The organism is Bradyrhizobium sp. BLXBL-03, assembly GCF_051853015.1.
In the GTDB taxonomy this organism is placed as follows: domain Bacteria; phylum Pseudomonadota; class Alphaproteobacteria; order Rhizobiales; family Xanthobacteraceae; genus Bradyrhizobium; species Bradyrhizobium manausense.
On record NZ_CP182470.1, the window covers coordinates 489,382 to 511,293 of the forward strand.

Genomic DNA, 21,912 nt, shown 5'->3' on the forward strand with positions numbered 1-21,912 from the left:
GCTGCGAAGGGGAACATTTGGTTCCCCAGCGCGTCTTCTCCTACGACGCGATGCGTGTGTGGAGGACAACGCGGTGGTCAGCTCAGCGCTGATGTCGAGATCACGCTTGCGACTGGCGCTGGCCGGTGCGGTCCTTGCGATTGTGACAGTGCTGCTGCCCGATAGCGCTCATGCGCAGTTTGGATTGCGCGGCGGTCCGCTCGGCATTGCCCGCTTCGCCGTCGGTCACGTCATCGGCCTGTCGCGGCTGCGCCATGCCCGCATGGCGGCGCGAGGCAGCCGCTATCGCTCCGCGGCGATGAGCCCGCAGGATCCGCGGCAGAATCCGAACCGAGCCGAACGCGGGCAACCCGCCAATCCTTACGTCTTGCGCGCCGCGCTCACGGCGCAGGCCGCGCTGTCGGGCTGGCACGGCGGCCGCCGGCCGCAGGGCTGGTGGCGTCATCCTGATGGCAGCTATGGCTGGATCGGCCCGGTGTTCTGGCCGTTCGCGCATGACGATCTCACCACGGCCATCATCTTCGGCGATACGACCAGCCTGTCGCTCTATGGCTATGGCGATATCTATGCCGCGATCTTCGCGCCCTATGCGGCGCCGGAGCTCGCCGCCTACACCGCGCCGCAAGGTCGCCGCGGGCGACGCGTCCCATCGGCGGAGACGGTCTGCGACAGCAGCGACACCGGCGGCTTGCCCGTCGACCGCATCGCTGGCCTCGTGCAGCCGAACGAGATGCAGCGCACCGCGCTCGATGAGCTCGCAGCCGCCTGGACTGCAGCGCGCGACACCATCCGCGCCGCGTGCCCGGCGCAGGCGCCGATGACCGCGGCGGAACGCCTCGGCGTCATGCAGGCGCGGCTGGATGCGATGATCAAGGCCACGGACGCGCTGACAGCGCCGCTGAATAAGTTCGTTGGCCTGCTCGATGGCAGCCAGAACGCAAAGCTCGAATCCCTTGCGAACGAACGCCGCTCCGCGCTGGCCTCGGCCCAGCGCAAGGATGCGCAGGCGGCCCAAGCAGCGCAGGAGGCCAAGGCCTGCGATCCCAACTATGATCCCCGCTATGATGTGCAGGCCCAGCGCCAGTACCAGCAGCTCGTGCAACAGCAATGGCCCGCCTCCGACATCGTGTCCACCTTGAGGCTCGACGACACCGGCAGCGCCCGTCTCGACGTGCTCCAGGACACCACGCTGCGCACCATGCAGACGCTGAGCCCTTGCCCGATGAAGGCAGAAGCGACGCCGCAAGCCCGCCTCGCCGCCGTGAAGACGCGGCTGCAGACGATGCAGCAGGCCGTGGGCGGCGTCGCTGACGCGCTCGATGATTTCGAAGCGGATCTGAGCGACGAGCAGAAGGCAGCCTTCGAGGCGATGGGGCCGAAGCGGGCGATGTGATCACCCGCACGCCCAGTCGAACTTCATATCCTTGAAATCGAGATGCGCGTTGCCGCCGCCGAAATTGTAGCCGCCGAAATATTCCTCGAACTCGATGTAGAACGGGCTCATCTCGGGCACCGCCTGGCACGGCCGCATGGTCCCGCCGAGATGGTTCGGCGCGTGATCCTTGCTCCAATCGTGCAGCGGAAATTATCGCGGCTCACGACACCATCGACATAGTAATAATAGGGCTGATACCCGGTCGGCGCGCCGCGTTTGACATGCGCATCCTGCGGTCGCTTGCCGGCGTTGGGATCCGCCGCGCGAGCCGTCAGCATGATGGCGCGGTTCTCGGCGAGCTCAGTGCGCGGCGTCGTTGGCAGCAGCTTCTTCGCGTAAGCAGGTGCGGACTCGTGGAAGGCGCTGGCGCCGCCGACATCGAGCCAGCGCGGCCGCTCCGTGGTCGCAAGTGCAAGCGGCGCCGGCGGCGTTGCGAAGGCGCCGTCATATTCGCACCTGGTCAGAAGGATCGCGGCATATTCGTAATCGAGAATGTCGGTCATGCGTGACAGGCGCGGATGCGCGGGCCGCGCCGCCACCGCCTCGCGGATTTCGTTCGTCAAAACCATGTCTTTCGAGTCCGACTACGGACAAACTCGCTCAATCTTACTTTGTGTCACACTACGCGAATGAGATGGGGCGGCGGTTCTTCATCACGGAGGGCAAGCAAACGACCAATCTTGCTTCTATTAGTCTTTCCAAGATCAGTTTGCTGCCAATTCCAATTCCTCCTCCCGATGAGGCTGCCGAAATCCTCCGCCGCGTGTCCGGTGCCTTAGTGGCTTTCGCGGATACACTCGCGCTGCTTGACGCCGAAGCTGCCGATGCCGCCCGCTTGAAGCAATCCATCCTCAAGGCCGCCTTTGAAGGGCTCCTCGTGCCACAAGATCCGGCGGATGAGCCCGCGAGCGCCCTGTTGGCGCGGGCCGCGGGCCAAAGCGAACCTCAAGCCAAGCGTGGGCGCCGCAAGTCGGCACGGGCAAATGAGCTTGCAACGTAATGATATACATCATATGATATACTTGTAGAACAAGTATATCATGGAGGTTCCAGTGCAAGTCTCCAAATGGGGCAACAGCCTCGCGGTGCGCCTGCCCAAGGCCTTGGTCGATGAACTCGGGCTCAAGGAAGGCGACGAAATTGACGTCGTCGCTGCACGCAAGGGCACAATCGAGGTCGAGACCAAGGAAGAGCGGCGTCGGCGGGCGATCGAAAACATGCGCGCGCGAAACTGGCCGGCCCTACCGGCGGACTACAAGTTCGATCGCGACGAGGCGAACGAACGGTGAGCGCGTTTCTCGATACCAACATTCTCGTTTATGCCCAGCAGACCGGCCCCAAGGCCACCATCGCGCAGGATCTGATCGCCCAGGGCGGCACGATCAGCGCGCAGGTCCTGAACGAGCTGACAAATGTACTGCGCAAGAAAGACAATCGAAGCTGGCGCGACATCGAGCTCGTTCTCGATGACGTCGACAACGCGCTCGAACCCGCTCTGCCGCTCACGGCCGCGACCAGTCGTGCTGCCCTTACGCTCGCACGGGATCACGGCTTCGCCTTCTACGACGCGTTGATCGTGGCCGCCGCCATCGAGGCCGGCTGCGACGTGCTGTACACCGAGGACATGCAGCACAGGCGCAGCATCGGTGGGCTCAGCATCGTCAATCCGTTTCACGCGAGCACGCCATGAACGCCCAAACCCTCGTCGCAAAGGTCTGGAATTTCGCGCACGTCCTGCGCGACCAGGGTGTCTCCTATCAGGCCTATATCAGCCAGATCTCCTATCTCCTCTTCCTCAAGATGGACGAAGAGCGCGTCACCCAGATCGGCGAAGCCTCGATGCTGCCCAAGGGTGCGCGCTGGGAGGACATCAAGGACCTCTCCGGCGAGGCGCTCAGCGAGACGTATGCCAAGCTGCTGGAGAAGCTGTCGAAGCAAAGCGGCATCATCGGCGCAATCTTCCTGAAGGCGCAGAACGAAATTCAGGACCCCGCAAAGCTCAAGCGGCTCGTCGGCTTGATCGACAGCGAGACCTGGCTCGGACTTCCTGTCGACGTGAAGGGTAACATCTATGAAGGCCTGCTTGCCCGCAACGCGGAGGACGTCAAATCGGGCGCCGGCCAATACTTCACGCCGCGACCGGTTATCGAGGCGCTGGTCCGGGTGGTCGATCCCCAACCGAACCAGACCGTTCATGATCCTGCCTGCGGAACAGCGGGGTTCTTGCTCGCGGCCTGGGAGCACATGAAGCAGAACAAGAAGGCGCGCGATCGCGCCGTCTATTCAGCGCTCAAGAACAAGTTCTCCGGTGTCGATATCATCCCCGAGGTCGTTCGCCTCGCCGCAATGAATCTCTATCTGCACGGCATCACCGGTGTCGAGTCCATCGTCGAAGCCGAGGATGCCCTCCTTGGTGCAGGCGGCAAGACCTACGATGTCGTCCGCACCAATCCTTCGTTCGGCAAGAAGCAGAGCTATCGCATCGTGCGCGACGACGGCGAGATCGACAGCGAGCGGGAGGACTACGACCGCCAAGACTTCTTCGTCACCACCTCCAACAAGCAGCTCAACTTCCTGCAGCACATCATGACGGTGCTGGCCCCGAACGGTGAAGCCGCGGTGGTGCTGCCGGACAATGTTCTGTTACGAGGGCGGCGCCGGCGAAACCTCGCCACCGCCTGCTGCAAAACTTCGATTTCCACACGCTGTTGCGGCTGCCAACCGGCATCTTCTACAAGCAGGGCGTCAAGGCGAACGTATTGTTCTTCGACAAGAAGCCGCCGTCGGAAGAGGCCGCAACGAAGGACCTGTGGATCTATGACCTCCGGACCAACCAGCGTTTCACGCTGAAGGAACGCCCGATGGTCCGCGCCGACCTCGACGATTTCGTCGCTATCGATCAGGCCATCGGGTGCAACGCGAGGAATCCGAAAAATTCAAGCGCTTCCCGCTGCAAACCTTGCTTGCGCGCGACAAGGTCAATCTCGATATCTTCTGGCTGAAGGATCACGCGCTCGACGATCCCGATCTGCTGCCGCCGTCGGACGAAGCCGCGGCCGAGATCGTGGAGAGCCTGGAGACAGCGCTGGAGCGCTTTCGCAATGTCGCCAGACTCTTGGGCGAGAAGCTTGCCTGAACGTCAAATTCTCAATCCTTAAAATCAATCGGCAACTTTGCGCCACCGACGTTTATGTCTATCTCGGGAAAGCGCCTGACTCAGCTGGCAGACTTGCCAGACACTTCGATCGACACTTCCGATATTGCAGAAGCAAGCGAGGATTTTTTCCGTGCAGCCAAGCCGCGACGGCTCAAGCCCTCAGCGAGCGCGCCAGAGACACGCTCGGGGCCGGATGAGCCTCACCCAAAATCCCGATGATGCCACCATACCACTGTTTTGCCCGATGCCTCAAGGCAAATTTCGTAAAATCCGCAATTGCATCGAAAATGCGCTGTATCCCCCTGGCCTTGGCTACTGTGCATGGGGTTGTTTTCTACGTCCGTGGCGATGATCATCCTCGCCGCCGCGCAGCGGCCGCATCCACGACGTTGTCCACCTCCTCGCGCCACGACAAGATCTCCATCGCCAGTACGGGATGATTGAAGCCCTTGAGCTGGAGATCGTCGAGCGCGCGGGCCTCGACCCATGGCTCGACCATGCCGTAGACGCGGCGGCTGACCACGATCTGGTTGGGCTTGGCTTCGGCGCAGAGGCGCGAGGCGAGGTTGGTGACGCTGCCGATTGCGGCATATTCCAGCCGCTGCTCGAAGCCGACCTGGCCGAGCGTGGCATAGCCGAGCGCGATGCCGATGCCGAAGCCGAGGCTGTGCCCGCGGTTGCGCCAGCGCTCGGTCAGGGGACCGATCGTGTCGCGCATCTCCACCGCCATCTTCACGGCGCGCTTTGTGTGGTCCTCGAACTGGATCGGCGCGTTGAATAGGATCATCACGCCGTCGCCGGCATATTTGTCCAGCGTGCCCTCATATTTGAAGATCAGCTGGCCGAGCGCGGCGTGATATTCGCGCAGCACGTTCATCGCCTCTTCCGGCTCGGTCGCTTCCGTGAACGCGGTGAAGCCGCGCAGATCGCAGAACACCACGGTGACCTCGCGGCGCTGGCTGGTGAGCAGGCCCTCCGGGCTGTCGGAGGAGGCGATCAGCTGCGCCACCTGCGGCGCCAGGAAACGCTCGAGCTTGCGGATGCGCTCGATCTCGCCGAGCTGGGTCGCGACGCGCTCCTCCAGCGACTTGTTCCAGTTCTTCAGCTGCTCGGTCTGCTCGCGCAGCTTGTCGGCCTGGGCGCGCACGGTCTCGTTCGCGGTCTCCAGCGCATGGCTCTTGTGGGCGACCTCGGTGAACAGGCGCGCATTGCGCATCGCCAGCACGGCCTGGTTGGCGAAGGTGCGCATCAGGCCCGTGAGGCTGCCTTCGAATGCGCCGCTGGCACGGCGCAGCACCACCAGCGCGCCGAGCGTGCCCTGCTGGTCGACCAGCGGCACCACCAGCACGGAGTGGAAGCCGGCGGCGACCGCGACCTCGCGCAGCGGCTGCTCGGCGGCGTGGTCGAGATCGGCAATCGCGATCGGCTCGCCGCTTCTGGCGGCATCGCTCAGAACATTCTCGCCTTCGTCGATGGTGACATGGCCGCCGGTGGCCGATTTGTCGATGCCGTTGGCCTCGACCAGGTTGAAGCGGCGCGGCTCGGCCTCATAGCCGTAGATCAGCACCGCATCGGCATGGCTGATCTCCAGCGCGCGGGCGGCGATCGTCGGCAGCACGGCGTTGAGGTCGAGCGAGGACGACAGCGCGCGGCCGACCTCTTCCAGCACCCTCAGCTCGTTGATCGACTGCGCGAGGTCGCGGGTCCGCGCCTCGACCTTGGTTTCGAGGTCGGTATAGGTCTCCTGGAGCTGGCCGGCCATCCGGTTGAACTGGCCGGCGAGATCTTCCAGCTCGTCGGAGGTGTGCACGTCGATGCGGTGGCTGAAATCGCCCTCGCCGAGCTTGTGCGCGCCGTCGCGCAGCGCCGTGATCGGAATGATCATGCGGCGCGCCAGCAGCGTGCCGGCGAGGATCGCGACCAGGAGCCCCATGCCGATCAGAAGCGCGATGCGCACGAGCTGGTCGCGGATCGGCATCAAGGCCTGCGTGGTCGGCTGCTCGAACAGGACCGTCCAGCCGAGCTTGGGCACCGCGCTCGCGGCCGCCAGCACCGAATGGCCGTTGAAGTCCGTGCCTGACATATCGCCCTCGCCGCCGGGCGCAATCGCAGCTGCGACTTGCGGAAGCTTCGACAGATCCGTGCCGACATCGGGGCCCTTCGACGATGTCGCCAGCACGCGGCCGCGCGGATCGACGACATAGGCGAAGGCGGCCTTGCCGACCTGGTTGTCCGACAGGTAGTCGGAGAGGAAGCTGAGATCGACCTCGGCCACGGTGACGCCCGCGTTGAAGCCGGAATGCGCCACCGAGATCGACATCATCGGCCTGCCATCGACGAAACTGGCCGGCGAGAAGCTCACCCCGCGCGCCACCGTGTCGGTGAAGCGCATGTCGCGGGAGAGGTCGGCATTGCCGCCTGATGTGGTCGACTGGCGCGAGACGCGCAGCACCTCGCGGCCCTCGCCATTGAGCTGGTACAGCTGGGTGACGACCGCAACCTGATGCAGCAGCTGGGCATAGCCGGTGCGGCGCTTCTCGAGCGTGTCCTGGCTTGCCGCCGTGACCCAGCTGATCTGGCGCTCGAGCTCGGAGATCGACTGCTCCATACGACGGGCGGCAGCCTGCGCCTTGTCCTCGAGCCCGCCGGTCAGCTGGGTCCTGGTGGCGCGATAGGAGATCCAAGTCTCCATCGCGCCGTTGACCGCGAGCACGAACACGACGAGGCCGACGAGGGAGACGACATATTTGGCGAAAAGGCCCTCGCGCAGAACCCAGGTCTTGTCTTTCGCTCCCGCCATCCGGATCCTCTCGCGCCGCGACCGACGCCGGCGCTAAGGGGCGTACGGGCCCCATCGCCCTTCTAGCACAATTTGGGTGCTTGGACCGGCAAGGGGCCGGTCAGGGGCGGGTGTGGTTACCAGCTGGGGAACATCGGGACGGACGGTCGGGTGGTAAATTGTCGCAGCAGGCTGCGGACGAAGTTCGACGCCCATCACCGATTGAACAGCTGCCGCATCACGTCGTTCATCGGCTGGCTGTCCTGCTGGGCCTGGGGCGGATCCTGGATCGGCGGGGCGGGCGAAGCCTGCGGCACCGGGGTGGTCGGGTTGCCTGGCAGGCTGCGGCTTCGGCCGCTGCCGTTAGCGGCGCCACTCGAGAGCCCCTGCTGGATCAGATTGCCGATCGCCTCGCCCAGCTGGCCGCCGAGCAGATTGTTCTGCCCCTGTCCTTGCCCCGGCTGCTGGACTTGCGGATTGGCATTAGCGGCCGCGTTCCCGCCGCCCGGTCCAGTGCCGCCGAGACCAAAGCTGTTCAGGATGTTGCCAAGCCCGGCGCCGTCAGGGCCGAACAGGCCCTTGCCCATCTCGCGCAGCTTGGCATAGGCGGCCTCAGGATTATCGAGCACGCCGGCCATGTCGGGATAGATCCGCGGCTGCGACCATGGACCCGTGATCATCACGGGAATGCCAAAGCCGACAGGCTCGGAGGTGCGGCCCTGGCCTTCCGTCGTCATCACCAGCTTCGGTTCGACGCGAAAGCCCATCATCTTGGTGTCGAGCGCGATGGTGCCGGCGCCGGTGACGTGTACCAGCGGCCCGATCAGATTGAGATCGGTCGTCACCGCCTGGCCCTTGTCGATGCGGAACGAGGCGGAGAGTTGCGACAGATCCGTGCTCTGCTCCTGGCTGGAGCTTTGGTTGGGGTTGTCTTGCCAGCCGGTCAGCGTGCCCGAGGTCAGCGAGCGGATCATCTGCGCGATATTGATGCCGCGGATGGCGCCGTCCTGGAAATTGACGAAGGCGGTGCCTTGCATGTTCGCCATCAGCGCGCGCTGGCTGGTGCCGGCGCTGCGCAGGGCGAGCTTGGCCTGCAGCTTGCCGTCGATCCGGTCGAATTCGGCAAGGCCCTGGAGCAGCGGCAGTGCGCGCACGCCGACCAGGTCGGAATGCATCGCGAAGCTCGGCGCGCCGCTGGTTGCATCGAGGATCACCTCGCCCGAGACCTGGCCGCCATAGGCGCCGAGATTGGCGGTTCCGGCCTTCAGGATGCCGCCGGCGAGCTTCGCATCGAGCGCCAGCGGCGCAAGACGGGCCTCACCGATGACGGCTTCGTTGGCCGAGATCCTGAGCTGCGCGTCGACATAGTTGAGCCCGGATACGTCGATCGGTGCATCGCTCCAGGCCTGTCCGGCCGCGCCGTCGGGCGATTTGGCCAGCGGGATCGTGAGGCGCTGGAAGTCGAGATCGAGCTTCACCAGCGGCTTGCTCGCGATATCGACCGAAGCCCAACCGTTGAAGGCGCCGTCGCCGAGGGTGCCGTTGACGCCGTTGATCATCACGACCGTGCCGTTCAGCCGCAGCTCGGCATGGCCGGCGAGCTGCGACTTCAGCACGTCGGGCATGTCGACAGCGAAATCCACCGGGACGGTTTGCCGGTCGATCGGCGGCGCCGGGCTGGTCGCCTTGATGTCGAACTTGGTCGGGTGTTCGCCGACGCGCGCGGTGCCGACAATGTTCACCTTGCGATCCCGGCCGGTGACGACGTCCGCATTGATCGCGCTGACGCGGCCTTCGACGCGATCACGCGCGCGCGAGAAAGCGACTTCGCCATTGGTGATCTTGACGCGGTCGATGGTTGCGCCGTCCACGTTGAGCGCGAGCGGTTTTGGCGACGCGTCCGCGTTGGGCAGGCGTTCGCGCAGCAGCGGCTGGTACAGCACGGGATGGCTGACGACGATCTCGCTGATCTCGGGATGACCCGACCACACGCTTGCGAGCGACATGTCGGCCTGCACGGTGTCGATGGTCACGCGTGTCATGCCGCTGCGGTCTTTGGGATCGGCAAGCGTGAGGTCGTTCAGCGTGACGTTCAGCGTCGGCCACAGGCTGATCTTCGTGGTTCCGTCGATCGACAGGCGATATCCGGTCGCCTGCTCGACGCGCGAGGCGATCGTCGCAGCCAAAAAGCCCGAGGGAACTCCGATCACCAGCAGCAGAACGATCACGATGATGATCGCGGCCACCGCCGCGCCGGCGAATTTCACTGCTCTCATATCGACTTTCCAACGACGGACGGGCGGCGTCGCATCAGGCGGATGACCCGTCCTTTGCGCCTTAAGTTTATCCCGGGACGGGATGCCGCACCAAGCGACTAAAAATATTCGAGAGGTGCTGCAAAGTTATGTGACTTATGACACACTTCTCCGGCGCGGTATTACGCGATTCTGACGTTCATGCTTCCAAGCGATTGCCTCGGAAATTGACGAGTGAATTCACAAGGACGTTGAAATGAGCAAGCAGGCCGAATTTGCGGTCATTCTGAAAATGAATGCCATGTTCGCCGATCTTGGTGCGGACGAACTCCAGCGTTTGTCCAATCTCTGCCACACCCAGCATCTGGCGAGCGGTGAGGTGCTGTTCCAGAAGGGTGACCCGGGCAACGCGCTGTTCGGCGTGCGCCGCGGCCAGGTCCGCATCGAGACCGGCGCCTCCGACGGCAGTCGGCTGACGCTGAATTTCATGGGGCCGGGCGATTTGTTCGGCGAAGTCGCGGTGCTGGACGGCCAGAGTCGCACTGCGGATGCGACTGCGGGTGAGGCCAGCGAATTGTTCGTGCTGCGGCGCGAAGATTTCCTCGCCTTCCTCGAGCGCGAGCCGAAGGTCGCGATCAAGATCATCGCGCTGCTGTGCCAGCGGATCCGCTGGCAGAGCGAGCGCATGGAAGAGTCGATGTTGCAGCCGCTTCCGGTGCGGCTGGCGCGGCGGCTCTGCGCGCTGGCCGCCGATTTCGGCTCCGAGGTGCACATCTCGCAGGAGCAGCTCGGCGTCTTCGTCGGTGCCGCCCGCGAGAGCGTCAACCGCCAGCTTCAGGCCTGGCGCAAGGAAGCGATCCTGGACCTGCAGCGTGGCCGCATCCTGCTCAGGAACATGACCAAGCTGACCGCGATCGCCCGGAACGAGTAGGGGCGGAGCGACGCGCCGCTACTCCGCGGCCGGATGTACAACGCTCTTCGGCATCGGCGGCGCCTCCGCCGGCGTGGTGCCGTGATGATCCCCCGTCTCTGCATCCGCACTGTGCACGATCAGCCGCTTGCCGAAACGCCAGATCAGCGCGCCGATGTCGTCCATCACCATGAACATCGCGGGCACGAATACCAGCGACAGGATGGTCGAAAAGATCAGGCCGCCGATCACCGCGAGCGCCATCGGAGAGCGGAACTCGCCGCCGGCGCCGACCGCGAGCGCGCTCGGCATCATGCCGGCGGCCATCGCGATCGTGGTCATCACGATCGGACGGGCCCGCTTCATGCCGGCGTCGATCATCGCTTCTTCGCGCGGCTTGCCGGCATGGATGGATTCGATGGCGAATTCCACCAGCATGATCGCGTTCTTGGTGACGATTCCCATCAGCATCAGGATGCCGATCCAGACCGGCGTCGTGAGCTGCTTGCCGGTGACGAGCAGCGCTGCGATCGCGCCGCCGATCGAGAGCGGCAGCGAGAACAGGATGGTGATCGGCTGCAGGAAGGTGCCGAACAACAGCACCAGCACCGCATAGACCATCATCAGGCCTGCGGTGATGGCGGTGGCAAAGCCGTCGGAGAGCTCGTTGAGGCTTTCGGCGTCGCCGGAGGGGGAGACCTTCACCCCCTTCGGCAGGCTCTTCATAACAGGCAGTTCGTAGATCTTCTTGGTGGCATCGCCGAGCGCTGCGGAGCCGACGAGGTCGGCCGCGACGGTGGCCTGCCGCTCGCGGTCGTAGCGGTTGATGCTGGTCGGGCCCTGGTCGAGCTTGACGTCGGCGATGACTGCGAGCGGCACGCCGCCCTTCTCGCCGTGCTCACCGAGCGGAACACGCAGTTGCTCGAGCGTCTTGAGATTGCCGCGGGCGGCATCCTCGAGCTGCACGCGGACCGGCACAAGGCGGTCGCCGACGTCGAACTTTGCGAGCGCCGGACCGACGTCGCCGATGGTCGCGACACGGATGGTCTGCGACAGGCTTTCGGTCGAGACGCCGAGCCGCGCGGCAAGATCGGCACGCGGCTCGATGCGCAACTCGGGACGTTCCAGCGAGGTTTCCGAGATCACGTCGGAGATGGTCGGAATCCGCTTCATCTGCGTCGCAAGCTCGCTGGCGACGTTGTTGACGATATTGGGGTCGACGCCGGTCACCACCAGCGAGATCGCGCGCAGGCCGTTCTCGTCCAGGAACCAGAAGCGGATATCAGGGACGTTCTCCAGCTCCTGGCTGATCGAAAATTCGAGCTCGCGCTGGGTGATCTTGCGGTCGTTCTTCGGTGTGTAATTGATGATCAGAGAGGCGCGCCGGACTTCCTGCGTGCCCGGTGGAACGCGTCCGCCGTCAACGAAGATGCTCTTCACCTCAGGCCGCTGGCGCAGGCGCGCGACGATGTCCTCGGTGACTTTCTCGGTATAGGCGAGCTGCGTGCCCGGAGGCAGTTCGAGGGCCAGCAGCGAGCGGGCGCTGTCCTGCGCCGGCAGGAAGCCCTGCGGCAGCAGCGTGATGCTCCAGATCGAGGCTGCGAAGATGCCGAAGCCGATCAGCACGGTGATGAAATAGTGCTTCACCGACCACGAGACGATGCTGTGATAGGTTCGCAGGATGCGGCCGGGCGGCGGCTCTTCGTGATGGCCGTGCTTGAGGAAATAGGCCGCCAGCATCGGCGTGACGAAGCGTGCCGCGAGCAGCGAGAAGAACACCTGCACCGAGACGGTGATGCCGAACTGCTTGAAGAACTGCCCGGCGATACCAGACATGAAGCTCGCGGGCGCGAAGATCGCGATGATGGTCAGCGAGATCGCGATCACGGCGAGGCCGATCTCGTCCGCGGCTTCCAGCGCGGCACGATAGGGCGATTTGCCCATGTTCATGTGCCGCACGATATTCTCGATCTCGACGATGGCGTCGTCGACCAAAATACCTGTCGACAGCGTGATGGCGAGGAAGCTGACGAGGTTGAGCGAGAAACCGAGGATGTCCATCGCCCAGAACGCCGGGAAGATTGACAGCGGCAGCGAGACCGCCGCGATGATGGTGGCGCGCAAATCGCGCAGGAACAGCAGCACGATGACGACGGCGAGGATGGCGCCCTCGAACAAGGTCGAGATCGCCGCCTCGTAATTGCCGTTGGTGTAGTCGACGGAGGTGTCGATCAGCTTGAGGTCGACATCGGGATAGGCGGCCTTGAGCGCATCGATGCGCTTCTGCACGGCTTCGGCGACCTTCACGTCGCTGGCACCCTTGGAGCGCTTGATGCCGAGCGCGACCACCGGCTCGCCGTTGAAGCGGGCGAAGGTGCGGCGATCCGCGATGGTGTCGGTCACGGTGCCGAGATCGTCCAGGCGCACTTCGCCGCCGCCGAACAGCGGGACCATGGTGCCGGCGAGGTCGCTGAGCGTCTTGGCGCCGGCCAGGGTGCGGATCGCCTGGTCGTTCTTGCCGATCTCGGCGCGGCCGCCGGCAACGTCGACATTGGTGCCGCGCAGGCTCTGGCTGACATTGACGGCCGTCAGACCCATTGCCTGCAGGCGGTCGGGATCGAGCGAGACCAGGATCTCGCGCTCGACACCGCCGATGCGCTCGACCTGCGCGACCCCGCGCACGCCTTGCAGCGCGCGCTTGACCACGTCATCGACGAAATAAGAGAGCTGCTCCGGCGTCTTGCCCGGCGAGATGGCGGCATAGGTGACGATCGGCAGGCCGATCACGTCGACGCGCTGGATCAGCGGCTCGGTGACGTTCTGCGGCAGGTTCGAGCGCACGCGCGTCACCGCGTCCTTGACGTCGTTGAGCGCGCGATCGGTGTTGGTCTCCAGCGCGAACTGGATCGTGGTCACCGACACGCCGTCGGTGATCGAGGAGGTGATGTGCCTGACGCCCTCGACGCCGGAGACAGCGTCTTCAACCGTCTTGGTAACCTGGGATTCGAGTTCCGCCGGTGCGGCGCCGAACTGCGAGACGGCGACCGAGATGACGGGAATGTCGGCGGAAGGCAGCCGGGTGATGGCGAGCTTGGTGAAGGAGGTCCAGCCGAGGATCAGAAGGATGATCGAGAAGACCACCGACGGCAGCGGATTGCGGATCGACCATGCCGAGATATTGAGAGCCATTAGCGTACCCGCGTGCGATCGAGTTCATCGGCGAACATGGTCTTGATCTGGTCGCCGTCATGCAGCGAAGAGCCGGCGTCGGCGACGACGATCTCGCCGACCTCGACCCCGTCGAGGATTTCCGTTTGGCTGTCGGATGTCAGCCCGACGCGCACCCTTCGCGTCTCGACGACATTGCCTTTGACCACCTGCACGGTGAGATGGTCGATCGCGGTCTTGGGAACCGCGACGCCGCAGCTTCGCTTGGCGTCGATGGAGGCGCGGGCAAACACGCCGACCTTCAGCGAGGGATTATTGGCGACGCTGATGCGGACGCGGCCGAGCTGCGTGGCGCGGTCGATCTCGGGCGCGACCAGGCGGACCCGGCCGATCAGATCGGCAGCGTCGTCCCGGCTGATCCGCACCGTCGCGCCGGTGCTGAGCTTGGGCATGTGCACGGCCGGCACCTGCGCGTCGAGTTCGATCTCATTGTTGACGGCGATGCGGAACATCGGTCCTGCCTGCGGCGAAGCCGGCGCACCCACGATGGTACGCACTTCCGTGATGAGACCCGGCGCCGGCGCCTTCAGCGAGATCGGACCCTGCGGCCCCGGCCGTTGCGGCTGGCCGGGAATCTGCGGCGGCGCCGTCAGCCGCGCCAGCTCCTGATTTTCAGTGACGATGGTGCCTTCGGTGACGAACAGGTCGGTGACCTTCGATCCCTCCTGGTCAGCCATGACCACGGCCTCGCGCCGCGGCACGAAGAAGCCGGTCACGCGCACGAGGTCGGAGAAACAGGCATTGGTCGACTTCGTGACGATGACGAGCGCCTCGCCCGGCGTCTCCTTCGCCTCGGGGCGATGCCGATGCTCGAACCAGTAATAGCCGACGCCGAGTGCAAGGATGAATGCCACGGTTCCCGCAGGCTTGAGATATTCGGAGATGTTCATCGCCGGATCATCCTGGCCTGGTTCGGGGTTGTCGGGAACGAATCCCTGAAACGAAGCGGCGTCCCGCAGGGCTGCGGGACGCGCGCTGGGACCAATAGATTACACCACATCAGGACTTGTCGCCTTCAACCGATTGCGTCACTTCGATGCGGTGGTCTTGTTTTCCATATTGACGACCTGCACGCGCCGGTTCACCTCAGCCAAAGGCTGGCTCGGATCCTTCAGCTTGCTCTTGCCATAGCCGACGGTGACGAGGTCGGTGGCGGCGATGCTGTACTTCTCGACCAGATAGCGCTTGATCGAATCCGCGCGGCGTTCCGACAGATCCTGATTGTAGGCCTCGCCGCCGGCGGCGTCGGTGTGGCCTGCGACCACGAAGGTAGAACCCTTGAGCTCGGGGCTGGTCAGCGCGCGGCCGAGCGCCTGCACCGAAGGCAGCGACTTGGCGCTGATATCGGCCGAGTTGTAGTCGAAGGTGATTTCGAGATCGATATTCGGCTTGTCCTTGGCGGCGGTCGCGATCTCCTCGCGCTCGGTCGAGGAGAGCGAGCGCGTGGCGCGGCCGCGGACGGACTGGATCAACTTGGTCTCCGCCGCGCTCGGGACGGGATCTGCCTGCGGGCCGATCGAAAGGCCGCGGGTCAGGGGCTTTTTCGGCGGCGGCGCCAGGGCGCGGACAATCTCGTCCTCGGTGACGTTCTTGCTGTTGCCGTCGTCGCCGGCGAAGGCGGGCGGGAGCGATAGCACGGCACCGAGGGTGATGATGGACAGGATTGCGGTCAGTCCTTTTGCGGCCAAATTCATTATCTGTCCCTCCTGCGCGAGCCCGCGCGGTTCCAAAATTCCTGCAAATGGCCCACGGCCAGGTCGCCTGCGGCATCCATTCGGTTAGTCTTGGCCGGGGCACCGGGGTTCGAGGCGCCGTCCGTCCGAAATCAAAAAAATATCAACGCACTCCGTAACTTGCGAATTCCTGCACGATGTTCGGATCCATCGCCTTGGCATTGGCGATGTCGAGCGAGCCTTCCTGGGTCGAGCCGTTGCGCTGCTTGGCCACGCCGCGGCCGTAAAGCGAGGAGGTTAGGCGCGGGTTGATCTTCAAGGCGGCGTCGAAATCGGCGATGGCGTTCTTCACCGCGCCCGATTTGAGGTTCACCAGCCCGCGGCTATCCAGTGCATCGACGAAATTCGGCCGCAGCCGCAGCGCCTCGTTGCAGTCCTTCAGCGCGCCCTGGAGATCGCCGACCACGGTGCGGGTCCAGCAGCGATTGTTCAGGGCCTCGACGTCCTTCGAATTGATCCGCAGCGTGTCGTCGAAATCCTTGATGGCGAGGGTGTAGGCTCCCTTGCTGGCATAGACCTGGCCGCGCCGGTATAGCGCATTCACGTCGTCAGGATTGGCGGCGATCTTGGCCGTCAGGCTCTTGATGGTGGGATCTTCCTGCAGTGCGGCCGCGCTCGGGCCGCCGTCCGCATTCGCCGGCGGAGCGGACTCGGCCGGTTTGACCGGCGGTGGTGGCGGAGGCAGCGCGGCGTCCACCTGCGGCTTCGGCGAGAGTGGCGGCGGTGATGGAGGTGCCGGCGGCGCCGGCGGATTGTTCGCAGCCACAGGCGGCGGGGCAGGCGGAGTCGGAGGCGGGTTGCTGGCAACAGGGGCCGGCGGCGGTGCGGGAGGCGCCGGCGGCGTTTCCGCCGGGCGCGATCCGCTCGCCCCCGGAATGAACGAGAAATCCTCGGCAAGCGAGGACGAGATCCAGGGCACCTGCTCGCCGCGCGAGGCGCGGGTGACGCCCATCTTGGTGCGGTTCAGCGTTTCCTCGGCCATCAGGTCCGGGACGCGGATTTCCTTGAGCAGCTCCTGGACGAACAGGCTGTGGTCGCCACCGGCATCCGACACCACGGACGCCAGTGCGGCAGAATACATCACGAGCGTGCCGTTCGGCGCGATCACCGGCGTCAGGCCGGCCGAAAAGCTGCGGAAGCGGCGCTCGAACGGGTTGCGCCTGGAGGCATCGATCAGCGCGATCTTGACGCCGGCGCCGCGGGTGTTGAGCTCGCCCAGGATGGCTTCGATGCTGAACCCGTCGCGGCGGACATCGGACTCGGTCCAGATCTGCGCGTCAACCGGGATCAGGTAGCTCTGGCGCGCCGACTGGATGCCAAACCCGCTGTAGAATACCAGCGCCACCGCGCCCGGCTTGATCTTGCCATAGAGCTTGTCGAAGGCGCGGCGCATGGCGTCACCGGTGAGGTTCTCGCCGACCTCGACCGTAAAGCCGTCACGCTTGAGTTCGTCGGCGACGTCACGGGCGTCGTTGATCGGCTCCTTCAGCGGGCTGTCGGCATCGGGATATTTGGCATTGCCGATCACCAGCGCGAAGCGGTCGCCGGCCGCATGCGACGCAGCGGTCGGGACCAACAAGACAAGCAATGGCAGAAGAAAAAGGAAGCGAGTTTTCATAATCAGCGCGGTCCAGCCAAAAAGGCGCCGTTCCCAGCTTGCGCCGCGGCGACCTTAACTTACGCAAAGTGCATTATCAAACCGGGGAGCGGGGGCGTCAACCGCTTGGAGAGTCTGCACTATCGCGACAATTGAGCGCGAGGCGCAGGCCGGCGGCGAGGGGAATTTTTCGACGATCAGGGCTCTCCTCGACGCAAGCTCGTTCAGGGTTCCGAATGCCATGTTAGGCCGGCACTCGCGACGAAAATGTGATTGGTCTCACATTGCTGGCGGGTTCGCTGCAACCGCGCGGTTTGACCTTTGCGGCCGGCGATGGCTTGGTGCGCGGCAGGTCCACTCAGAAAAGCAAAAGCCGGGATCACAGCCATGAGCAAGTCAGAGGGAAACGCCTACGAAATCTACGCCTTGCGCTATGCGACGATGTCGCCGCGCACCCCCAGCATGAATTTTCTGGCGCCGGATCCGCATGACAGCGCGGCACAGGACCTCGACTACTTCGTTTGGCTGATCCGAAGGGATGGCCGCGATATCCTGGTCGATACCGGCTTCAATGCCGAGGAAGCGTCCTTGCGCGCGCGAAAACTGACGCTCGATCCGGTCGATGCGCTGGAGCGCTTCGGCGTCGCGGCGGCCGCCATCCGCGACATCATCGTGACGCATCTGCATTACGACCACGCCGGCAATCTCGATCGCTTTCCCAACGCGCGCTTCCACCTCCAGGAGCGCGAGATGGCTTACGCGACCGGCCGCTGCATGTGTAACGGACTGCTGCGTCATCCGTTCTCGGTCGAGCACGTCACCCAGATGGTGCGCCATGTCTATGGGGAGCGCGTCACCTTCCATTCCGGCGACGGCGAGGTCGCGCCCGGCGTGACCGTGCACCGCGTCGGCGGCCATTCCGACGGCTTGCAGGTGGTCAAGGTCGAGACCGCGCGCGGCCCGGTGGTGCTGGCGTCGGATGCAGCGCATTACTACGCCAATCTGCAGCGCAGGAGCCCATTCCCGATCGTCTACAATGTCGGCGACATGGCGGCCGGCTGGGAGACGATCGAACGCCTCGCCGGGCATCCCGATCGCTACATTCCCGGTCACGATCCTGTTGTGACCGAGATCTATCCGCGCGCGAGCGACAAGGTCGACGCCTGGGCGCTGCATCTGCCGCCGACGCGGTCGTTTGCGAAGTGATGGTGCCGCGGTCATTCCGGGGCGCTGCAACGCGGCGAACCCGGAATCCATCGCGCCACGGGTGACGTAGACAAATGGATTTCCGGGTTCGCGCTGCGCGCGCCCCGGAATCACGACGGTGGTCAATACGCCTGCTTGGCGTCCGCTTCTTCGCTGGTCTGGATGAGGTCGAGGCTTTGCTCGATCTTGCCGAGCAGCGCCGAGAGCTGCTTGCGCTCCTGCGCGGAGAGGCAGGCCAAAATCTCGTCCTCGCGTCGCAGCAGCTGCGGGAACAGCTCCTCGTAAAGCGTGCGCCCCTTCTTGGTCAGTTGCAGGCGAAATTCGCGGCGGTCGGCCTCGTTCTCGACCCGCTCGATCAGGCCGCCTTGCAAGAGCGTGGTCACCGCGCGGCTGATGGTCGATTTATGCGTGCGAGTACATTGCGAGATGAATTGCGCGCTGCAGGCATCGTTGCGGAAGCCAAGCGTGGCGATCACGCGCCAGGCCGGGATGTCGAGGCCGTGACGTTCCTGATATTCCACCGCGAGCGCGGAGCTGACCTCCGCGGCAAGCCGGTTGAGGCGGAACGGCACGAACTTGAACAGATCGAGCCGCGATCTCGGCCGTGGGGAAGCCTCGCCGGCTTCTCTCGTCTTCAGCGCGATGTCGCTTGATGTCCTCGCCAAGGAGAGCGCTCCGAATTCCAGTTGACGGCCGGCCGGCTCCGGTCCAAAATAGTTGCACGTGAGACTATCTAGCAGATCAGTGCTCTCCTGACCAGAGCCGAGGTTAGTGGATGGCATCAGCCAATACGCATCAGGCCAAAATCCAGTTCGGCTATCGCCGCCACCCCGACCAGGACCGTCCCGGCCAAAGCGCGGCCGAGCATCCGGTCGTGGTCGTCGGGGCGGGCCCGGTCGGCCTGTCGCTCGCCATCGATCTGGCCCAGCGCGGCCAGCGTGTCGTCCTGCTGGATGACGCCGATCGCATCGGCGAAGGCTCGCGCGCAATCTGCTTCTCGAAGCGTTCGCTGGAATATTGGGACCGGCTCGGCGTCGCCGACCGGATGGTCGACAAGGGCGTAGTGTGGAGCGTCGGCCGCATCTTTCACGGCGAGTCCCAGCTCTATCAGTTCAACCTGTTGCCGGAAGACGGCCACAAGCGCCCGGCCTTCATCAACCTCCAGCAATATTACGCAGAAGCCTATCTGGTCGATCGCATCAGCGATCTGCCTGCGATCGACCTGCGCTGGCGCAACAAGGTGATCGCGCTCGAGCAGCGCAACGATTCCGCCTTGCTGACGATCGAGACGCCTGAAGGCGCCTACCGCCTGCAGGCGCAATATGTCGTCGCCTGCGACGGCGCGCGTTCCTCGCTGCGGCAGATGGTCGGTGCGGAGTTCGCCGGCCAGGTGTTCGAGGACCAGTTCCTGATCGCCGACGTCAAGATGGCCGCGGAATTCCCGACCGAGCGCTGGTTCTGGTTCGATCCGCCGTTCCACGCCGGCCGCTCGGCGCTGCTGCACCGGCAGCCCGACGATGTCTGGCGCATCGATCTCCAGCTCAATCGCTATGCCGATCCTGTCGTCGAGAAGAAGCCTGAGAACGTGCGGCCGCGAATCGCGCGCATGCTCGGCCACGACAAGTTCGAGTTCGAATGGATCTCGCTCTACAAATTCCAGTGCCGGCGGATGGACCGCTTCATTCATGGCCGCGTGATCTTTGCCGGCGATTCCGCGCATCAGGTCTCGCCCTTTGGCGCGCGCGGCGCGAACTCCGGGCTTGAAGACGCCGAAAATCTTTCCTGGAAGCTCGATCGTGTGCTGCGTGGTGTTTCGCCGGCGAGCCTGCTCGAGAGCTATCATATCGAGCGCAGCCTGGCGGCCGACGAGAACATCCGCGAATCCACCCGCTCGACCGATTTCATGGCGCCGAATTCGCATCAGGAGGCGCGGCTGCGCAAGGCGGTGCTGGCGCTGGCCAAGGAGACCGAGTTCGGCAAGCGCATGGTCAATGGCGGCCGGCTCTCGGTGCCGTGCAGCTACGACTCGCCGCTGTCATCGCCGGACGCGGACGCATGGGCCGGTGGGCCTCGTCCCGGCTGTTCCATGCTCGATGCACCCATTGCGACGCGCGCGGGGGAGCAGGCCTATCTGACGGACGCGTTCCGGAAAGGTGGAACGGACTTCGCCTTGCTGTCGTTCAGAAATGGCGCGGCGTTCGACGCGCCCGAGGGCGTCAAGGACATCCGCATCGGCGGGGTGGACGGATTGGCCGATCCCGCGGGCCTCGTCGCCAGCCGCTATGACGCCGCGCCTGAAACGGCCTACCTGCTCAGGCCCGATGGCTACGTCGCGGCACGCTTCCGCCATCCGACGCGCGCTGGCGTCGCGGCGGCATTGTCGCGGGCTCAAGGCTTGAATTGAGGTTTGGCATGCCGCTATCAACCAGCTCCAACTTCGCGCGGCCTGACGACGCCTTTCGCGCCATCGTCGAAGCGCATCGCGGCCTTACTGAAGAGCAGAGCGCTGATTTCGACGCGGCGCTGGTGCTGATCCTCGCCAACCATATCGGCGATATCGATGTGCTGCGGGAAGCGCTGGTGCTGGCGAAACGCCGCATGACCGATGGCCAGCAGCAGCAACAGCAACAGCAATAACCTCGTAAGGATGAATTGATGGCGAAGAACTTCGCATCCACCGGCGATCTCGCCGAAAAGAAGATCACCTTCTCAGAGATCGGCGCCGATCTCTATGCCTTCACCGCCGAGGGCGATCCCAACACCGCTGTGATCGTCGGCGACGACGGCTGCCTGGTGTTCGACGCGCAGGCAACGCCGGCGATGGCCAACAAGGTGATCGAACGCGTGCGCAAGGTGACCGACAAGCCGATCAAATATGTCGTGCTGTCGCATTATCACGCCGTGCGCGTGCTCGGGGCCTCCGCCTATCACGCGCAGGGCATCGTCGCCTCGCAGGAGACCTATCGGCTGATCGAGGAGCGCGGCCAGCAGGATTGGGATTCCGAATACGGCCGCTTCCCACGCCTGTTCCAGGACGCGGCCAGCATTCCCGGCCTGACCTGGCCGACGCTGACCTTCGAAGGCGAGATGTCGATCTATCTCGGCAAGCGCGAGGTGCGGCTGATGCAGCTCGGGGCCGGCCACACCTCCGGTGACATCGTCGCCTGGGTGCCGGATGCCGAAGTGATGTTCTCCGGCGACCTCATCGAATATCACTCGGCCTGCTATTGCGGCGATGCGCATTTGCGCGAATGGCCGCTGACGCTGAACGAGATCCGCAACTTCAATCCCAAGGCGATTGCGCCGGGCCGCGGCGATGCGCTGAAGGGGACCGCCACCGTGCGCGAGGCCATCGCGATGACGCGCGATTTCGTCACCTCGCTCTATGGCGCCGCCGAAATCTCGGTTGCGAAGCGACGCACGCTGAAGGAATCGATGGCGGCGACGCGCGAGGTGATGGATCCGAAATTTTCCAGCTTCGCCATCTACGAGCACTGCCTGCCGTTCAACGTCTCGCGCGCCTATGACGAAGCGTCGGGCATCGACGATCCCGTGATCTGGACCGACAAGCGCGACCAGGAAATGTGGGCCGCCCTGCAAGGAGGAGGATAG

General features: G+C 64.5%; 18 protein-coding genes and 1 pseudogene. 11 read left to right on the forward strand and 8 right to left on the reverse strand.

All coding sequences use genetic code 11. The features are described from left to right. The first annotated feature begins 91 nt into the window (after window positions 1-91). Entirely contained in the window at window positions 92-1,393 is a 1,302-nt protein-coding gene (locus tag ACNJX9_RS02335; protein ID WP_439410239.1) for a Spy/CpxP family protein refolding chaperone, read from the forward strand. A gap of 107 nt (window positions 1,394-1,500) precedes the next feature. Here the strand turns inward: ACNJX9_RS02335 and ACNJX9_RS02340 are convergent, their stop codons facing one another. Then, window positions 1,501-2,004, reverse strand: a complete 504-nt coding sequence (locus ACNJX9_RS02340) for a hypothetical protein (RefSeq protein WP_439407683.1) — start codon at window positions 2,002-2,004, stop codon at window positions 1,501-1,503. A gap of 65 nt (window positions 2,005-2,069) precedes the next feature. On the opposite strand from ACNJX9_RS02340, the gene ACNJX9_RS02345 reads away from it, so the two are divergent. The 5 genes and pseudogenes from ACNJX9_RS02345 to ACNJX9_RS02365 all read left to right on the forward strand — a co-directional run bounded on the left by ACNJX9_RS02345 (window position 2,070) and on the right by ACNJX9_RS02365 (window position 4,571). Next, window positions 2,070-2,435, forward strand: coding sequence for a hypothetical protein (locus ACNJX9_RS02345; RefSeq protein ID WP_083514008.1), 366 nt, complete (start codon window positions 2,070-2,072; stop codon window positions 2,433-2,435). Window positions 2,436-2,487: 52 nt separating this feature from the next. Further along, window positions 2,488-2,724: an AbrB/MazE/SpoVT family DNA-binding domain-containing protein gene (locus tag ACNJX9_RS02350; RefSeq protein ID WP_057743633.1), complete on the forward strand. Its 237-nt coding sequence runs from the start codon at window positions 2,488-2,490 to the stop codon at window positions 2,722-2,724. Then, complete coding sequence (locus tag ACNJX9_RS02355; protein ID WP_057743547.1) at window positions 2,721-3,125, forward strand: PIN domain-containing protein; 405 nt, start codon at window positions 2,721-2,723, stop codon at window positions 3,123-3,125. Before ACNJX9_RS02350 ends, ACNJX9_RS02355 begins: the two co-directional genes overlap by 4 nt. After that, window positions 3,122-4,437, forward strand: a pseudogene (locus tag ACNJX9_RS02360) (type I restriction-modification system subunit M). Before ACNJX9_RS02355 ends, ACNJX9_RS02360 begins: the two are co-directional and overlap by 4 nt. Beyond that, a complete protein-coding gene (locus ACNJX9_RS02365; protein WP_245316759.1) occupies window positions 4,347-4,571 on the forward strand; it encodes a hypothetical protein in 225 nt (74 codons plus the stop codon). Before ACNJX9_RS02360 ends, ACNJX9_RS02365 begins: the two are co-directional and overlap by 91 nt. 373 nt (window positions 4,572-4,944) lie before the next feature. Here ACNJX9_RS02365 and ACNJX9_RS02370 read toward each other — a convergent pair whose 3' ends face one another. Beyond that, window positions 4,945-7,392, reverse strand: a complete 2,448-nt coding sequence (locus tag ACNJX9_RS02370; RefSeq protein WP_439407684.1) for an adenylate/guanylate cyclase domain-containing protein — start codon at window positions 7,390-7,392, stop codon at window positions 4,945-4,947. 194 nt (window positions 7,393-7,586) lie between these two features. Beyond that, window positions 7,587-9,647, reverse strand: coding sequence for an AsmA family protein (locus ACNJX9_RS02375; protein ID WP_439407685.1), 2,061 nt, complete (start codon window positions 9,645-9,647; stop codon window positions 7,587-7,589). Window positions 9,648-9,882: 235 nt separating this feature from the next. Here ACNJX9_RS02375 and ACNJX9_RS02380 point away from each other — a divergent pair, with 235 nt between their 5' ends. Continuing rightward, a complete protein-coding gene (locus ACNJX9_RS02380) occupies window positions 9,883-10,557 on the forward strand; it encodes a Crp/Fnr family transcriptional regulator (protein WP_057743533.1) in 675 nt (224 codons plus the stop codon). A gap of 18 nt (window positions 10,558-10,575) precedes the next feature. On the opposite strand, the gene ACNJX9_RS02385 is transcribed toward ACNJX9_RS02380, so the two are convergent. From ACNJX9_RS02385 to ACNJX9_RS02400, 4 genes are all read right to left on the reverse strand, one after another. After that, on the reverse strand, window positions 10,576-13,725 hold the full coding sequence (locus tag ACNJX9_RS02385) for an efflux RND transporter permease subunit (RefSeq protein WP_057743530.1): 3,150 nt from the start codon (window positions 13,723-13,725) through the stop codon (window positions 10,576-10,578). Next, window positions 13,725-14,654, reverse strand: coding sequence for an efflux RND transporter periplasmic adaptor subunit (locus tag ACNJX9_RS02390; RefSeq protein WP_271619585.1), 930 nt, complete (start codon window positions 14,652-14,654; stop codon window positions 13,725-13,727). Before ACNJX9_RS02390 ends, ACNJX9_RS02385 begins: the two co-directional genes overlap by 1 nt. A 138-nt stretch (window positions 14,655-14,792) precedes the next feature. Next, window positions 14,793-15,458, reverse strand: coding sequence for an OmpA family protein (locus ACNJX9_RS02395; RefSeq protein WP_439407686.1), 666 nt, complete (start codon window positions 15,456-15,458; stop codon window positions 14,793-14,795). Between the two features lie 142 nt (window positions 15,459-15,600). Further along, on the reverse strand, window positions 15,601-17,115 hold the full coding sequence (locus ACNJX9_RS02400) for a caspase family protein (RefSeq protein WP_057743520.1): 1,515 nt from the start codon (window positions 17,113-17,115) through the stop codon (window positions 15,601-15,603). Between the two features lie 366 nt (window positions 17,116-17,481). Here ACNJX9_RS02400 and ACNJX9_RS02405 point away from each other — a divergent pair, with 366 nt between their 5' ends. Then, entirely contained in the window at window positions 17,482-18,300 is an 819-nt protein-coding gene (locus tag ACNJX9_RS02405; RefSeq protein WP_439407687.1) for an N-acyl homoserine lactonase family protein, read from the forward strand. Window positions 18,301-18,422: 122 nt separating this feature from the next. Here ACNJX9_RS02405 and ACNJX9_RS02410 read toward each other — a convergent pair whose 3' ends face one another. Beyond that, window positions 18,423-18,965, reverse strand: a complete 543-nt coding sequence (locus ACNJX9_RS02410) for a MarR family winged helix-turn-helix transcriptional regulator (RefSeq protein WP_439407688.1) — start codon at window positions 18,963-18,965, stop codon at window positions 18,423-18,425. Window positions 18,966-19,075: 110 nt separating this feature from the next. On the opposite strand from ACNJX9_RS02410, the gene ACNJX9_RS02415 reads away from it, so the two are divergent. Genes ACNJX9_RS02415 through ACNJX9_RS02425 form a run of 3 tightly spaced genes read left to right on the forward strand, consistent with a single transcriptional unit; the run spans window position 19,076 to window position 21,912 of the window. Then, window positions 19,076-20,704, forward strand: coding sequence for an FAD-dependent oxidoreductase (locus ACNJX9_RS02415; RefSeq protein ID WP_439407689.1), 1,629 nt, complete (start codon window positions 19,076-19,078; stop codon window positions 20,702-20,704). An 8-nt stretch (window positions 20,705-20,712) separates the two neighbouring features. Beyond that, on the forward strand, window positions 20,713-20,937 hold the full coding sequence (locus ACNJX9_RS02420) for a DUF2783 domain-containing protein (RefSeq protein ID WP_439407690.1): 225 nt from the start codon (window positions 20,713-20,715) through the stop codon (window positions 20,935-20,937). Between the two features lie 18 nt (window positions 20,938-20,955). Further along, window positions 20,956-21,912 carry an MBL fold metallo-hydrolase gene (locus ACNJX9_RS02425; RefSeq protein WP_439407691.1) on the forward strand — a complete coding sequence of 319 codons (957 nt, stop codon included), beginning with the start codon at window positions 20,956-20,958 and terminating at the stop codon, window positions 21,910-21,912.